We start from the raw sequence: 14,807 nt of genomic DNA on the forward strand, positions 1-14,807 counted from the left end.
GACAAGCTTGTGCTTCTCTAAGAGATTGTTATTGCAGCGGTAAATAGATCTCGACAACGAGATCTTCAGGAGCGGTGTTGGTTGGGCTGTTCCAAAACACCTCATAACACGGATGGTCCGCGACCTCTTCACCTGAGTTCGGCAGCCACACGCCATAAAGATAACAGAAAGCCGCCTGCAAACCTGCATACGGCCCCTGATGGCGCAGCACGGCACAGCGTCCAGCTGGAATGCTATGTGCTTCAAGTCCCTCAGTATTTTCAAACTGCGGCGGAACAACAGCACCTACACGAGAGCGTAATTCATTTGGCGGCACGATTGAAGGATCGTCATAATAAATGCCAACAAACGGCCCACATTTACGGATCACACCACGAGAAGACAGCATCGCGGCTAACTTACTGAAAACTATACCCATGTCAGAGTAGGGGCCGCGATGATAAAGGACCTGCAATGTCTTTTCAGGCACATCTCTGATTTCCACTGGATGCATTGAGAAGATACCGTTTTTTGCCGAGGCAACCGCAGGAGCAACGCTTTTATCCTCACGGAACTGACCGGGCGCAACGCCATACTCTCCCTTAAACGCACGAGAAAAACTCTGTGCACTCGGGTAGCCATATCTCTCCGCAATCTCGGTAACAGCTTGTTTTGTTTGAACAAGATCTAACGCAGCTCTATTCAACCGGATGCGGCGGATTGAGCTCGCCAACGTTTCACCGCGCATGCTCTGGAAAACACGATGCCAGTGAAAACGCGACATGCAGGCAACATCAGCCAATGCATCAAGGCTAAGATCACCATCCAGATTTTCATAGATATATTCAAGAACACGCAGCATTCGTTTCTCATAGGCTGCCTTGTTCTGCTCCGCTTTCACGCCCCAGCTTCCTCTGTCTGTTGTCATTTCCACCCTTACAACACAGAGGGAGTGAACATATCTTGCTATTTTGACCTTGAAGCAGGCGAGTTGAGGTGAATCATGAACAAACCGAGGCAATCATTACTGGCGGCTTGCTTTGAGTAGTTCCACCTATTGCTGCATTCACTTACCAACTCACCTTACACGCTTTCTTTCAGAAACTGACAGTTCTTTGAGCCCCGACGGTGACTTAGTCACTTTCACGAGCAAATTTCTGAAATTTTACTTATAAAACGGTTGCTTTTCGGACCTTGGCTCGGATAAAGCGGAGGCAACAACTGGCCAAGTATCGGGCTATGGCCTAATCAAAACAATCTAAGGATTGCAAATGACCGACGCAGCGTTGGCCCCAGCTCCTGTGCTTGATCAGGAAGCCAAGACCGAATTTCCTATTCCAGCAAACGTATTTGCTGAAAAAGTAGTGTCCGTTAAACACTACACTGACCGCCTGTTTAAATTCCGCATCACGCGCCCAAGCTCTTTCCGTTTCCGCTCTGGCGAGTTTGTCATGATCGGCCTGCCAAATGCTGAGAAGCCGGTTTTCCGCGCATACTCCATTGCAAGCCCATCCTGGGATGAAGAGCTGGAGTTCTTCTCCATTAAAGTCCAGGACGGTCCGCTGACTGAACATCTGCAGAAGATTCAGCCAGGCGACACCGTTCTTATGCGTAAGAAGCCGACCGGCACGCTCGTAAATGATGCCCTGATCCCAGGCCGCCGTCTTTACATGTTCTCTACCGGTACAGGCGTTGCACCGTTCGCATCCTTGATCCGCGATCCAGAAACCTATGAGAAGTTTGAGGAAGTTATTCTGACCCAGACTTGTCGCGAAGTGAATGAACTCACCTACGCGAAGGAACTGGTTGAGGAAGTGAAGAACGATCCACTCGTTGGTGAATTTGCCGCTGGTAAACTGCGCCTGCACACAGCAGCGACCCGTGAGCCATATCCTTGTCAGGAACGCATCACCACTCTGATCGAAAATGGCAAGCTTTTTGAAGACCTTGGCGTGCCGAAGCTGGATTCTGCGATTGACCGCGGCATGATCTGTGGCTCCATGGAGATGATCAACGACACCAAGGCGATCCTTGAAAAGCATGGCCTTGAAGAAGGTTCCAACGCAGCCCCATCCACATTCGTGGTTGAGCGCGCATTCGTTGGCTAAGCCATTTACTTCGGAATTTTGCGAAAAGCCCGCTGTTCATTCAGCGGGCTTTTCTTTTGTCTGCACTTTGCAATTTATGCCTCTTCCGTCACTTTCATTGCCTCTTCAAGGACTTGGTTAAAGCGATCAAGTGCGCCTTCAAAACGACCGAAAGTCAGATGCGTGTTGGCACCGGAGGCGAACCCTTGCTGAATCTCTTCGCCCAACTCAAAATCTTCAGTCAGGGTCGTTGAGGTGATCGCCTGATTGCGGACCCAATGCTTCTGCATTTCGTCAGTTTGTGGCATGGAGTTCGGGACCAGCGTAGCCAATCGGACCCGTGTGCGGTTAACGGCAAGCGGCTCACAATGCACCCAGACAACATGATCTTGCTGAACAAGCAGCTGTGTTCCCGGCAAGACAGAATAGATGATGTTGGCGTGCTCACGAAGTCTCCACTCCTCCTGAGGTTTGTCTCTCAGTTCAAACAGAGTGATGCGCGGCAACACGGACCGCATGTTCCCGCCCAACATCTGATAACTGGACAGGTTCTCCGGGAAATACGGGCCAATCGTTTTGCGGTGGGCTACACGGAAATGATAGGCCTCAATCCCACCTTCAATCAGCGTCTTCCAATTAGCAGAAATTTCGAAGGTTTCTTCAGCCGCAATCCGGTGATCAGCAAGCTCCAGCCAAGACAGGTCATCAGAGAGTGGAGCGAGGCTCTGTTGGATTTCCTCCACATTTGTGGCGTTCGGATCAGCGATAACCCAGATAAAACCATGGGCTTCCAGAACTGGAAGTTCCTTCAGGCCATATTGAGAGCGATCCAGATCCGGAAAGCCTTGCTGCTCCTGCGGCACCGCTACCAAGTCGCCTTGGTTGGACCATGTCCATGCATGGTACGGGCAGGAAAACCTTTGCTTACAGCCAGTTTCTTCTCTCACCAGCTTAGCACCACGGTGGCGGCACACGTTGAGGAACACATGAGCCTTGCCCTTGGCATCTCTGGTCAGCAGAACAGGCAGTCCGGAAACGGACCGACTAAGGAAAGCGTTTGCTTCTGACAGTTCTGCTGATTGCGCAGCGGCGACAGGCTTGCTGCGAAACAAAGCGGTCATTTCCTGAGCAAAGCGATCAGAACAGTTGTAACGCATCACCGGGGAGTGCGTGACTTTCTCATCCAGAAACTTTTCATTTCTGGCATCCAAACCAAGCAACTCCGTAATCAAGCTATTTTCTTCATCCCGTGTCATGGCAAATCCTCCACTTACCGATCGGTAAGTATAAACTTACCACTTGGTAAGTTGTCAAGTTTATCCTATACAGATGGAAAGGGAGCAAGATTTGGATCAGCACGCAGAAAGTCCGAGAACACGTTACATCACAACGGCAAGCGCGGTCTTCGCACAGAAGGGCTATCACGCTGCAAGCCTCGCAGGCATCGCAGACAGGCTTGGCGTGACCAAACAGGCACTGCTTCATTTCTTTGGCTCAAAGGCTCGGCTTTATGAGGAGGTGCTGAGCGCGCTTTCTGATCGGCTGCTGCGCTCAATCGAAAACGTCGAAGGGACTACGCCAGAAACCAAGTTGCGCACATTCTTCCTCCAACTCTCAGAGGATGCGCTTTGCAATGTGGAGGACACGCAGCTAGTTGCCCGAGCTCTGTTGGACGCCCAGACCACCTCCGAAAACTGGCCAATGAAACCATTTCTGGACGCTCTGGGCGCGCTGGCTCACAAGACGAAGCGATGGTCAAAAGCCTCAGATGCTGAGCTCTTTTGTTGGATTTACCAGAACATCGGATCAATCCAACATTTTGCTATCTCACAGACCACACTCAAGGGCATGTATGGAAAAGAAGCTTTCGACGTGCTGAAGGAGACGCATCAGGCACAACTCCGTGCGGCTCTTGCTGATCTGGAGGAAGACCCAGTTTAGCCGTTCAACTCAAGCCGCTCGTGAATTTGAGCAATCTCGTCTTTCCATTGCACTTGCAGGTGAGGTGACTGCCGGTTAGGCCGCCGTGCCATATCCGCTTCCATCAGCGTTTCCAACTCAATCAACCGCTCTAGCAGTTCATCTTCCCCAGAATGATCTGTTTCAGGCGCCGTATCCTCAATCCTACTCTCAACAGCAGGTTGCTCAATGGCAGCAGCTTTGATGGCTTTCACCTGAACTTCTGCGATCAACGCATACGCGGCATCCACATCGTTTACTTCCTGCAGACGCCCATTTTGCACAACCCAGAACCGGTTACACGTCGCTTCCACCAGATGCCTGTCGTGCGAAACCAACAAGAATGAACCGTTAAACGACTGAAGTTGGTTTGAAAGCTCATTACGACCGTAAAGATCCAGGTGGTTGGTCGGCTCATCAAGCATCATCAGGTTGGCCTGCACCTGAGACAGAGAGACAAGCAACAGACGCGCGCGCTCACCGCCGCTCAATTGAGAGACTTTCTGCGACAACTGATTGTATTTGAATCCAGCCGCAATAATGGTCTTCTCGCAGTCAGGTACCCGCAGATCTACACCAAGAGCTTCTCCGACAGACACCATCCCCTCAACCAGATTAGCTTCCCCTGGAAGCTGTTGAAGTGTCTGATCATAAAACGCAATCCGGCATCGTGGATGGACCCGCACGTCGCCCGCCTCACTCGTCCGCTTCTCCCAGCAGCAGCGCAGCAGGCTGGACTTACCTGTTCCGTTCGCTCCCATAACCGCAATCCGGTCGCCGGGCCGCACAGCAATGTCATCTACATTGTATAGGAACACATCCGCCACAGGCGGCGTCACAGTCAGGTCCTTCAACTGAACCAGCCGGTCAGCCTGAATTTGCTCTCCGGCAATAGACAGGTTCCACGGATAAGCCTCAACGGCATCAGTCTGGTCGTCCTTCATGCGGTCGACCATCTTTTCCATGGACTTGGCTTTGCGTGACAGGTCTTCGTTGTCGAACGTTCGCCCCCAATCCGCGAGGCGTTTGGCACTGGCCTCAACGCGCTTGATCTCTTTTTCCTCGGAGTCACGCCGGGCGATACGTGCTTGAGTCAAAACTTCATGTTCTGCCAGGGCCTTCGTGCAGGGCAGGTCAAAGGCATTTAGTTTGCGATCCTGAAGAATCCATGTGCGATTGGTGACGGAATCGAGCAATGTTGCATCATGAGAGATCATTAGAAAGCTACCTTTCCACGATTTCAGGAAGCTTTCAAGCCACATGATTGTTGGCAGGTCCAAGTGGTTGCTTGGCTCATCCAGCAACAGCAAATTCGGCTCAATCATCAAAGCACGTGCCAGCATGAGGCGTGTCATCTGACCACCGCTGAGGTCCTTACAAAGCACAGTGGACTGGTGAGGCTCGAACCCCATTTCCGGCAGCATCACATCCACCTTCCAATCCATCCAGTCGCGCTTATCCTTTGGCAAAGCCTCACGAACAGCCTCAGCCAGCGTCAGTTCCATCAGTTGTTTGGGAAGATGCTGCTCAACACAGGAAACGACAGCAGCACGAGAGACCGAGATGCTGCCCTCGCTAGGCTCACCGCGACCAGCAAGGATGTTGAGAAACGTCGACTTACCGCATCCGTTGTGGCCTACCAGCCCAATCCGGTCGCCTGCATTAAGCCCGAAGGAGAGATTTTCAAACAACACACGCTCAGGCGACTGCTGCCAAAGACCACTGCCGGTTATCAATGGATTGCTACTGGACTTCGCCACGGGAACGTGCCTCCCAACACATAAAACACTAGGAAACGGATTAGAGAAAAATTACGCAGCTTCCAAGAGGGCGAGAGGTGTAATACAGCAAGGGCACTTCAACTTAAGAGAGAACAGAGGATTTCACGTCACACATAATCACAAAAAACAGTGTGAATCCCTTGAATAACCGCCGCAAACTAGGGGATCTTGCTCACATGCGGTTTGCAGAGCTGTTCTACATTGCAGAAAAGACTGATGGCGTGTCACTGCCATAAAATCCTGGATTTGAAAGAACAGAAACCTTACATGACGACTTCTATGCAACCCTCATCAAACCCCAAGCAGAGCATTGGAGTGGTATTCTCCGTTGCCGCATCCGCGCTTGCTCTTACAGCTGCAATTGGCTTTGCCTACCTTGCTAATCCAAACCCGGCTTCAAAGCTGCATCTTGCCAACACTGAAGTCTCACATTGCACCGTTGCCGGCGCTACAGCTGTTTTGGGTCTTCGCGGTGAATGGAACTGCATTGCTGCGCAATGACCACGAGCTTACTTTGAGTTTTGCGCTCGCATCTCGTTGTAGGCTTTTGTAAAACCGGTGGCTGAAAAGTTGATGCCAACCTTTTTGCCTGCTCTGGACATCATCACAAATCGTCCTTGATCTTTTGCAGCTTTCATCGCGTTGATGAAGGCCTCTTCGGTTTTGCCTTCAATCACACAGCCTTGCGCCATACAGCGATTGACCCGTGCAACCGCCTGAAAATCACCGATGTTCACGCCAACACCCGGAGCCAACAGAAAATCGAGCGGCAAGACATATTGCACCATATCGCTCTTTTCTTTGGGACTGTAGGTGAGTGTCATCAGCAAAATATTCTGGCCACTCTCATTATGAACCACACGCTGCTTAATCTGGCAGCTCATGCCATTCACAGCGGGGTCATAGCACTCCAGCATCCAGTCACCGTGTTGCTGTTTGGTGACCTTGGGACTGCTGGCAACAGCCGCATCGCCTTTGGGCGCTGATTGAGCAAAGCCCGGCGTAGCACCAAGAAAAGCAACAACTCCCAGAGCAAGAGCTGCGATTGTACGAAGGGGAAAACCAAAAATCTTCATTTGAATATCTTGCTTACAACCATAACGATAGGACTGAATTATCTATCTCACCAAACTAGTTTTGTTGCAATATTGGAGATTTGCGGGAGGCCTTTTGGAAAGAGCCCCCTGTTTTCCTTAGGGATTTGAAATTATGAAATCTGGAAAAATCAATTACATCGAATTGCCAGCTGCTGATCTGGAAGCCGTAAAGGCGTTTTACAGCAATGCACTCGGTTGGACTTTCGAAGATTACGGCCCTGACTACGCTGCCTTCAATGATGGTGACTTCAATGGCGGTTTCTTCAAGGCAGACCTGTCGTCCTCCACCGCAAGCGGTGCGGCGCTTGTTGTGCTTTATGCCGAAGATTTGGAAGCACTGCAGGACACACTGTTGAAAAACGGCGCAAAAATCTGCCGAGAGATCTTCATCTTCCCGGGTGGGCGCCGGTTCCATTTTCTTGACCCCAACAACAACGAGCTTGCTGTGTGGTCAGACAAATAACAGGCGAAGGCATCGCTGACCTGTAATATTAGTGGGGGTGAATTGAGGGATTCACCCTTCTCTATGAATAGGCGTAGCTTCCAAGCGAAATCTAGTTTCTTAGGAGATTCGCGTGCGGTTCGCCAAAGCATCAGACGCCGGTCAGTTCAGCCCCCTCAGTTCTAAAGGGGCTTCCCTCGGAGTTCTCATTGCATCTGCAGTGCTCCTCGCCGGATGCCAATCCAATGTTTTTGGACCCGATCCGTCAAACCCTCCTTCAGATGCTTATGTTGTTTCTATTGAAACCAAGCCATCTGGCGCGCAATGCATCTTGGATGGGTTTGCTGAAAACCTGCACGTGAAAAGCCCCGGCCAACTCGTCATTCCAAAGGAATACAAAGACGCGCAAATCGTGTGCACAAAGGAAGGTCACGAGGAAGTTCGCGATGACTGGTACCCCGGTGCGGGCGTAGAAATGCCGACAGTCTCCTGGGTCAGGACGCTTCCGAAGAAACAGTAGTCCCTGTCTTCTGAATATCTTAGCAGCGCTTAAGCGCTGGCTTCAGCTGAGGTCGTGTTTGACAACGCGATCTTTTCTGCTTTCTGCACTCTTGCGCCAATAACCACCAGCACAAGTGCGATTCCGCCAAAAACGCAGAACGCAAAGGACAAGGGCAGCAAGGTCTGATCGTAGAAACGGCCAACAATCACAGAGAGGATGAGCGCAATAAACGTGGTGGTCGCGCCAACCAATGTTGCAGCCAAGCCAGCGATATGCCCGAGTGGTTCCATGGACATGGCGTTCAGATTTCCGTTCAACATCGGCTGACAAAAGAATGCTAGCGAAAGATAGGTCATGAACAACCACAGATCAGGCGTGGTATCAATGAGGAGCAGATACAGCGCAAAGCTGAGGCTGGTGACAATCTGAATTGTTAGCGCAGCACGGCACATGTTCTGCAAGCCGATACGTCTGACAATACGGCCATTGACGATGGACGCCATGCCAAACACGACGGCAATTCCGGAGAAATAAAGCGGGAATGTTTCGTGGACGTTGAAAATATCTGCAAACATCGGCTGAGCCGTGCTCAGATATGTCATCATCGTACCAAAAACAAAGCCTGAAGCCGCAGTATAGTACAACGTCGCTTTATGGCTTACGACTTCTTCAAGACCTTCCCAAAGCACCCTAGGCGTGATTACCCGGCGGTTTTCCGGTTTCAGTGTTTCCGGCTGACGCATTGCCAGCCAGATGCAGCCAACAGACGCCATAATCAGCATGATGACAAAGATCGCCCGCCATCCCGCAGCAAACAGGATGCCTTGACCAATCAACGGCGCTAATGTGGGCACAATAATAAACACTGCTGTTACAAACGACAGGATGCGCGCCATTTCCGCGCCGACATACTTGTCGCGAACAATCGCCATAACGACTGTGCGGTGAGCGCTGGCTCCGACACCTTGAAGCAGACGCCCGAAAATCATCATAGGCAGTGATGTTGCCGTGGCTGCGAGCACAGCACCAATTGCGAAAACAACAGACCCTGCATAAACCGCCGGCTTTCTGCCAAAGCGATCAGAGACGGGGCCAAAAACAAACTGCCCCAGGCTTAATCCAAGAAACAGCGCAGAAATGATGAGCTGGACGTTGTTGGAATTTCCGACATTCAAATCTTTGCCGATGACTGAAAATGCTGGCAGCACGGCGTCAATCGAAAGCGCAGTCAAGCTGGTCAGCGTAGCCATGAGGGCAACAAATTCAACCGTTCCCAGGCTTGCACCTGCGGTTTTCGGAGAGTCCGACATCTGGATATTCCTGTTTCAATCCTGGCAGTTTTGCGGGTTTATTTTTAAAAAACCCAACACCATGGATCTACCGCGATTGCGGCAAAGTCTGTGGGAGCAACACCTTTCACCTATCAGGCAACAAACGTGAAATCAAGAAATGAGATGAATTGTAATCAATGACGTTCTTTGAGGAGTTAGCACTGAGACTGTCTTTAGTGCGGTTCCTTTTGCGAGAACTTCGCGCCAATTTTGGTCCTCTTATGCGCCTTTAAGAAGACACTAGGATTCGTGATGTTATTACTCTCCCATATTTGGGGGCATTATGATTTCGATTGAACGTTTTAGAGGCGCACTCCTCACGACAATACTTAGTGGTTTGGTCTTCCTTCTTCTGGCAGCCATTGTCTTTCGCATGATTGGGGAGCAGCCAGAAACCAATTCTTACGCCTTGCTTGCAGAGGCTTTTTTGCAAGGCCGCTTTGAGGCTTCGCGCTGCTTTGATCTGGACTGTGCGCTTTTCGAAGACAAGATCTTTGTCATATTCCCCCCCGTACCAGCCTTAATCGCTCTGCCATTTGTGGCACTGTTTGGTGTAGGGTTTCATCACTTTATTGCTCTGGGACTGATTTGCTTTTTCATTACCGGCTTGGTGTGGTGGCAAATTACGCGCAACTACCAGAGGGACTACCGACTGGCTCTGTTGCTGGTCGCAGCTTTCCTCTTTGCAACGCCGCTGCAATACACTGTGCTCCGCGCCGATGGTGTCTGGTTCTTTGCGCAAGCCATCGCTGCTATGCTGACCTCGCTTGCTCTTTGGTCAGCGATCAACAAGAGAAATGCATGGCTTGTGGGATTATTCATCGGTCTTGCGTTTCTCACCCGGCAGATGAGCATTCTTTACATGCCCTTCTTTTTTGTTCTGATGACGCCACCGGACAGGTCCATCTTTGCAATCAATGTTGAGAGTATTGAGCGCCTGCTCAAACTCGCAGTCTTTCCTGCAATCGCGATTGGTATTTACTTTGCTTACAATTACGCCCGCTTCGGCGATCCTATGCAAACTGGATATGCATATATCTTCCCACCAGAATGGGATGCATTGGGTGATCCATCTGCAAAATGGATTGAGGCCCGCGTGCAAGAACTCGGTCTGTTCCATCGGGACTACCTGCTCTTCAATCTGGTCCACTTTTTCGTGCAAGGGCCGGATGTAGAGTTTTCAGGCAAGTATCTGACGCAGATGAGCGGCTTTGGCGACAAGGGCATAGCGCTCTTCATCGGCGCCCCGTTCCTGCTTTACTTCTTCCTCGCCAAATGGAACCGGGAATACCTTTTTGCAGGGCTGACGATCACTCTCATCGCAGGAGTGACACTGTTCTACCACTCCAACGGCTTCTCTCAGTATTCCGTGCAGCGCTACGTGCTGGACTGGCTCCCGCTCATGATGCTCTTCGTTGTGCGCACCGTGCGACAAGACAACATGGGGATCTTCGCGATGCTTGTGGTGCAAGCCTTGTTTCTCAACGTCGCCATGCAAGCGCTTGCTTTTGTGGCAAACGGTTGAGCCAGGTTCTATCGGGATTTGCGGAAAGTGATCACCTTATGGCCCATATAGTTTGTCACCGCTCCAACAGCGATGGCAACACCATGTGCGAGTGCTTGCGCGATAAAGAGCGGCAGGGTTGTCATGAGCATTGCATTTAAACCAACAGACAGCCCAAGCACGATGAGAGCAGAGAACAGGTTCACCCCAAGAAAGATCAGTACCTGTCGTTTGATGCTCTCGGGTTTCTGCGCCCCTACAAACACGAAATGCTTATAGAGGGTGTATCCAACACTCATTCCAATGAAATAAGCCAGCAACACCGCCAGCCAGAACGGCATGAACACAGACAGTGCAATCCGCAACAGCCAGTTTACAAAAGCAGCAAGACCACCAGCTAACAAAAAGCGGATGATCTGCCTGAACTCTGGGCTGGTGTCATAAGAAGATTTCAGCGCAGCAAGGCGAGCGGCAACCATCAGATCAAATAGCCTCCGAACCAGGCAAACAAGAACAGAATGGCCAGAATACCACCAAGCACGAGGCTCTGCTTATCCTTCAATGCGAAGACCACAGGATCATCATTCAATTCCAGTCTCTGGCATTTCAGCCAGACACGACCAAGCCAAAGAAACAGAATGGGTGGCATGCCCCACAAAAGCACAGCTGCAGAATAAAAGTTGGCGTTGAATGCTTCATTGGTCAGGTAAAGCACCATAACCAGCGTTGCAGCCAGTCCACTTGCCGAGCCGAGTGCAAGCAACATCGGCAAATCTCTGTTTCGATACCCGCGCCCGGACATCTCCCCATTTGTACCAGCCTCCACATGGCGGCCAAGCTCCGTATGGCGTTTTGCCAAAGACAGCGAGAGGAACAAATACATAGAGAAGACAAAGAGCCAGGGGGAGGGCGGCACGTCAACCAGCGTCACACCAACCCCAAGACGCATTGTGAACAGCACCGCCAGCACAGCCGTGTCGAGCAAAGGTACCCGCTTCAGATAGAAGGAGTAGGCAACCGTTGTTACTAAGTAGGCGAAAAGACCCAACACGACAAAGGGGCCCAATGCCGCCGCGATAGCAAAGCTCAGAGCAAACCCCAAAGGGATAGCCAGCATTGCATGGGCAATCTTCAGCTTGCCCGATGCCAGAGGCCTTGCCTTCTTGCTCCAATGCTGGCGATCTGCTTCAAGATCCCAAAGGTCGTTCAACAAATAAGTGGAGCTTGCAAGAATGCCGAGAGCCACAAAGCCCAGTACCGCACTCGCCCATGCTTCAGGGTTCAAAGCCTGACCACCCAGAATAAGAGGCACAAAGAGCAGCGTGTTCTTTGCCCACTGATGGAGGCGTAAACTCTTCAGGAGAGGCCGAAAAAAACCATCAGGTCTTGCAAAGGTCTTTTCTACCTCCCCACATCGCATCGCTTTTTGAGATAAACTGTCGGAAGGGTGGACGATTAAGGAGCGGACAGCGCTTTTAAAGACAGGCAGATCGGAAATACTATCACCAGCATACGCAAAACCATCCGGAAACCTTTGTTCCAGATAGCTAGCTTTGTTGCCTGATTTCAGATTGATCTTGCCGTTGCTGGCGTGAACTTCATTAACAAAACCGAGCCGACTGGCAACTGCGATAGCTAAAACTTCATCAGCGGCTGTCGCCATATGAACGTCACGTCCTTTGCCAGCTTCTGCACGAGCATAGGCAACAACATCTTCGTTCAATGGCAAATTATCGATTTTTAAATCTACGCGAATGGCCAGTTGCTGTTTTACATAAGCGCGCCCGCGAAAGAGCCAATAAAAAACAACGAATAAATTCAAAGGGTTTGACTTGAGGAGCAGAATGAGTGCTTCAAAAAAGCAATCCGTCCGTATCAACGTGTGATCAAGATCTAATATAAGCGGTAGTTGTAATTCAGGTTCCGCCGACCTCTGAAGTCTCTGAATATCTTCCATATGCCCCACCCGAAGACTCTGCCCGGTAAAGAGTATGGGTTATGAATACCTAACTAATTACTCTCAATTTTGGTTAATAGTGTCTGCGAATGATTCAGATGTTTTTTCTTGGAAATTTTATTGGACGCAAAACTACTTAAAAAGCTTACAAAGCCTAGGATTGTGCAAGGTTCCTAGCCAAACGATCTAGCTACATTTCCCCCAGGATATGATGCAGCGGGCATTTCTTGCGAAGAATACAATTGAATAAGAGAAAAACTACGTTAGAGTGCGTACCGGGATATGCGTATCTGCCAGCAGCGAGGGGAACTGAGCATAAAGCCACTCGTGGGGAGCTGCTAACAGGCGAAATAATTTCTATTTTGCGTTGCTCTCAGGAAAATATGCAATTTTTTGAGTTTGCCCTTCAATTGAGGTGAACTCTAGATCCTATTGAGAAATGTATCCAAGTCGGCGCTGTTGGGGAACAGGCGACCGATGTAGTGAGGAGATTCCTAGATGAAATTCAGCAAAAGCTCTCTTTTGGCGAGCGTAGTCGGCACCGCATTGCTATCTACCTCTGCATTTGCTGCGGGTGTTCATCCAGAAACAGGCGAGAAACTCGCTGACGACCAGACTTTCACATACCGTATTCTCGACGAGCACTCTTCATTTGACCCACAGGTCAACGAAGACGTATCCGGCTCCGAGATCTCACGTAACTTGTTTGAAGGTCTTTACAGCCAGGACAACCTTGGCAACCTGGTACCAGGTGTTGCTCTGAGCCACACTGTTTCTGACGACAACCTGACTTACACGTTCAAGCTTCGCGACAATGCTAAGTGGTCTGATGGCAAGCCTGTAACTGCAGGTGATTTCGTATATGCATGGCGCCGTTTGGCTAGCCCGGAACTCGCATCTCCATACCAGTGGTATGCTGAATTGATGTCCGTTGAGAATGCAGACGCCATCGTTAAAGGCGACATGAAGCCTGAAGAACTCGGCATCAAAGCTATTGACGATCACACTCTTGAAGTAAAGCTGACAAAGCCATTGCCTTACTTCACTGCAATGACCACCCACTCCAGTACTTTCCCATCTCCTAAGTGGGCGATCGAAGCACACGGAGCTGAGTGGACTAAGCCGGAAAATATCGTTTCTAACGGCGCTTATAAGCTGGTAAAGCACGTTCCGCAGGAAACTGCTATTATGGAGCGTAACACCAATTACTGGGACAACGAGAGCACAATCATCGACAAGGTTGAAACCCTTGTAATCAACGATGAAAACATCGCTCTGACCCGTTACCTTGCTGGCGAAACCGACCGCACCGAAGTTCCTGCAGGTCAGTTCCCACGTTTGAAGAAAGAGTATCCAGATCAGGCTGTGGTTTTCCCACGTCTCTGCTCTTACTACTACACCTTCAACCTGTCTGATTCCGGTCCGGAAGAGTTTAAAGATGTTCGTGTTCGCAAGGCACTGGCATACGCTCTTGACCGCCGCGTCATCACCGACGCAGTTCTTCAGGGCGGCCAGTTCCCAGCTTACACCTTCACTCCTGCTGTAACAGCTGGCTTTGAAGTTCCAAAAGTGGACTTCGCTGGTTGGTCCCAGCAAGAGCGTGATGCAAAAGCGAAAGAACTGCTTGAAGCTGCTGGCTTCACCAAAGACAACCCGCTTGAGTTTGACCTCGTTTACAACACTTCTGAAGGCCACAAGAAAATCGCTATTGCGATGACCCAGATGTGGAAGCAGAAGCTTGGCGTTAAAGTCAACATGAACAACATGGAATGGAAGACATTCCTGAACGAGCGTGGCAACCAGAACTTTGAGCTTGCTCGTGGTGCATGGTGTGGCGATTACAACGAAGCCTCTACCTTCCTTGACCTGATGGATTCAGAATCCGGTTACAATGACGGTAAGTTTGTAAACGCTGAAGTTGATGAGTTGCTGTCAGGCGCAAAATCAACTGCAAACCCACAGCCAAATTACACTCGTATTGAAGAGATCATGTCTGCAGAAATGCCAGTCATTCCGATCTACCACTACACCAACGTTTACATGATGAACGCACAGTTGAAAAACTGGCCGATCAAAAACGCTGAGCAGAACTGGTACGCTAAAAACCTCTACAAGGTTGCGAAGTAATCCAGCAATCAAGAGCACCGGTGTCCTAGACGCCGGTGTTT

At 50.4% G+C, this 14,807-nt stretch carries 14 protein-coding genes; 7 read left to right on the forward strand and 7 right to left on the reverse strand.

All coding sequences use genetic code 11. The features are described from left to right. Positions 1–28: 28 nt before the first annotated feature. Complete coding sequence (locus DHN43_RS13265) at positions 29–907, reverse strand: AraC family transcriptional regulator (RefSeq protein WP_208995399.1); 879 nt, start codon at positions 905–907, stop codon at positions 29–31. Between the two features lie 343 nt (positions 908–1,250). Here DHN43_RS13265 and DHN43_RS13270 point away from each other — a divergent pair, with 343 nt between their 5' ends. Next, positions 1,251–2,087, forward strand: coding sequence for a ferredoxin--NADP reductase (locus DHN43_RS13270; protein WP_063287820.1), 837 nt, complete (start codon positions 1,251–1,253; stop codon positions 2,085–2,087). A 74-nt stretch (positions 2,088–2,161) separates the two neighbouring features. Here the strand turns inward: DHN43_RS13270 and DHN43_RS13275 are convergent, their stop codons facing one another. After that, on the reverse strand, positions 2,162–3,322 hold the full coding sequence (locus DHN43_RS13275; protein WP_108818903.1) for an aromatic ring-hydroxylating oxygenase subunit alpha: 1,161 nt from the start codon (positions 3,320–3,322) through the stop codon (positions 2,162–2,164). Between the two features lie 91 nt (positions 3,323–3,413). Here DHN43_RS13275 and DHN43_RS13280 point away from each other — a divergent pair, with 91 nt between their 5' ends. Next, positions 3,414–4,007: a TetR/AcrR family transcriptional regulator gene (locus DHN43_RS13280; RefSeq protein ID WP_108819042.1), complete on the forward strand. Its 594-nt coding sequence runs from the start codon at positions 3,414–3,416 to the stop codon at positions 4,005–4,007. On the opposite strand, the gene DHN43_RS13285 is transcribed toward DHN43_RS13280, so the two are convergent. Further along, positions 4,004–5,785 (reverse strand): ABC-F family ATP-binding cassette domain-containing protein, encoded by a 1,782-nt coding sequence (locus tag DHN43_RS13285; protein WP_108818904.1) that lies wholly within the window; start codon positions 5,783–5,785, stop codon positions 4,004–4,006. The two genes, DHN43_RS13280 and DHN43_RS13285, sit on opposite strands and share 4 nt — an antisense overlap. 288 nt (positions 5,786–6,073) lie before the next feature. Here DHN43_RS13285 and DHN43_RS13290 point away from each other — a divergent pair, with 288 nt between their 5' ends. Next, positions 6,074–6,307 (forward strand): hypothetical protein, encoded by a 234-nt coding sequence (locus tag DHN43_RS13290; protein ID WP_108819043.1) that lies wholly within the window; start codon positions 6,074–6,076, stop codon positions 6,305–6,307. 8 nt (positions 6,308–6,315) lie between these two features. On the opposite strand, the gene DHN43_RS13295 is transcribed toward DHN43_RS13290, so the two are convergent. Then, complete coding sequence (locus DHN43_RS13295) at positions 6,316–6,882, reverse strand: invasion associated locus B family protein (RefSeq protein WP_108818905.1); 567 nt, start codon at positions 6,880–6,882, stop codon at positions 6,316–6,318. A 130-nt stretch (positions 6,883–7,012) separates the two neighbouring features. Here DHN43_RS13295 and DHN43_RS13300 point away from each other — a divergent pair, with 130 nt between their 5' ends. Beyond that, positions 7,013–7,366: a VOC family protein gene (locus DHN43_RS13300; RefSeq protein ID WP_108818906.1), complete on the forward strand. Its 354-nt coding sequence runs from the start codon at positions 7,013–7,015 to the stop codon at positions 7,364–7,366. 112 nt (positions 7,367–7,478) lie between these two features. Beyond that, positions 7,479–7,865: a hypothetical protein gene (locus DHN43_RS13305; RefSeq protein ID WP_057463865.1), complete on the forward strand. Its 387-nt coding sequence runs from the start codon at positions 7,479–7,481 to the stop codon at positions 7,863–7,865. 29 nt (positions 7,866–7,894) lie between these two features. Here DHN43_RS13305 and DHN43_RS13310 read toward each other — a convergent pair whose 3' ends face one another. Beyond that, complete coding sequence (locus DHN43_RS13310) at positions 7,895–9,157, reverse strand: multidrug effflux MFS transporter (RefSeq protein ID WP_108818907.1); 1,263 nt, start codon at positions 9,155–9,157, stop codon at positions 7,895–7,897. A gap of 304 nt (positions 9,158–9,461) precedes the next feature. Between DHN43_RS13310 and DHN43_RS13315 the strand changes: the two genes are divergently transcribed. Beyond that, positions 9,462–10,703 carry a glycosyltransferase family 39 protein gene (locus DHN43_RS13315; protein WP_108818908.1) on the forward strand — a complete coding sequence of 414 codons (1,242 nt, stop codon included), beginning with the start codon at positions 9,462–9,464 and terminating at the stop codon, positions 10,701–10,703. A gap of 8 nt (positions 10,704–10,711) precedes the next feature. On the opposite strand, the gene DHN43_RS13320 is transcribed toward DHN43_RS13315, so the two are convergent. Continuing rightward, positions 10,712–11,161, reverse strand: coding sequence for a GtrA family protein (locus DHN43_RS13320; protein WP_108818909.1), 450 nt, complete (start codon positions 11,159–11,161; stop codon positions 10,712–10,714). Continuing rightward, positions 11,161–12,639, reverse strand: a complete 1,479-nt coding sequence (locus DHN43_RS13325) for a UbiA family prenyltransferase (protein WP_108818910.1) — start codon at positions 12,637–12,639, stop codon at positions 11,161–11,163. The genes DHN43_RS13320 and DHN43_RS13325 overlap by 1 nt, the downstream gene beginning before the upstream one ends. A 498-nt stretch (positions 12,640–13,137) precedes the next feature. Here DHN43_RS13325 and DHN43_RS13330 point away from each other — a divergent pair, with 498 nt between their 5' ends. Next, positions 13,138–14,766, forward strand: coding sequence for a peptide ABC transporter substrate-binding protein (locus DHN43_RS13330; RefSeq protein ID WP_063304598.1), 1,629 nt, complete (start codon positions 13,138–13,140; stop codon positions 14,764–14,766). Positions 14,767–14,807: the final 41 nt, after the last annotated feature.

The organism is Pseudovibrio sp. Alg231-02 (assembly GCF_900143565.1).
In the GTDB taxonomy this organism is placed as follows: domain Bacteria; phylum Pseudomonadota; class Alphaproteobacteria; order Rhizobiales; family Stappiaceae; genus Pseudovibrio.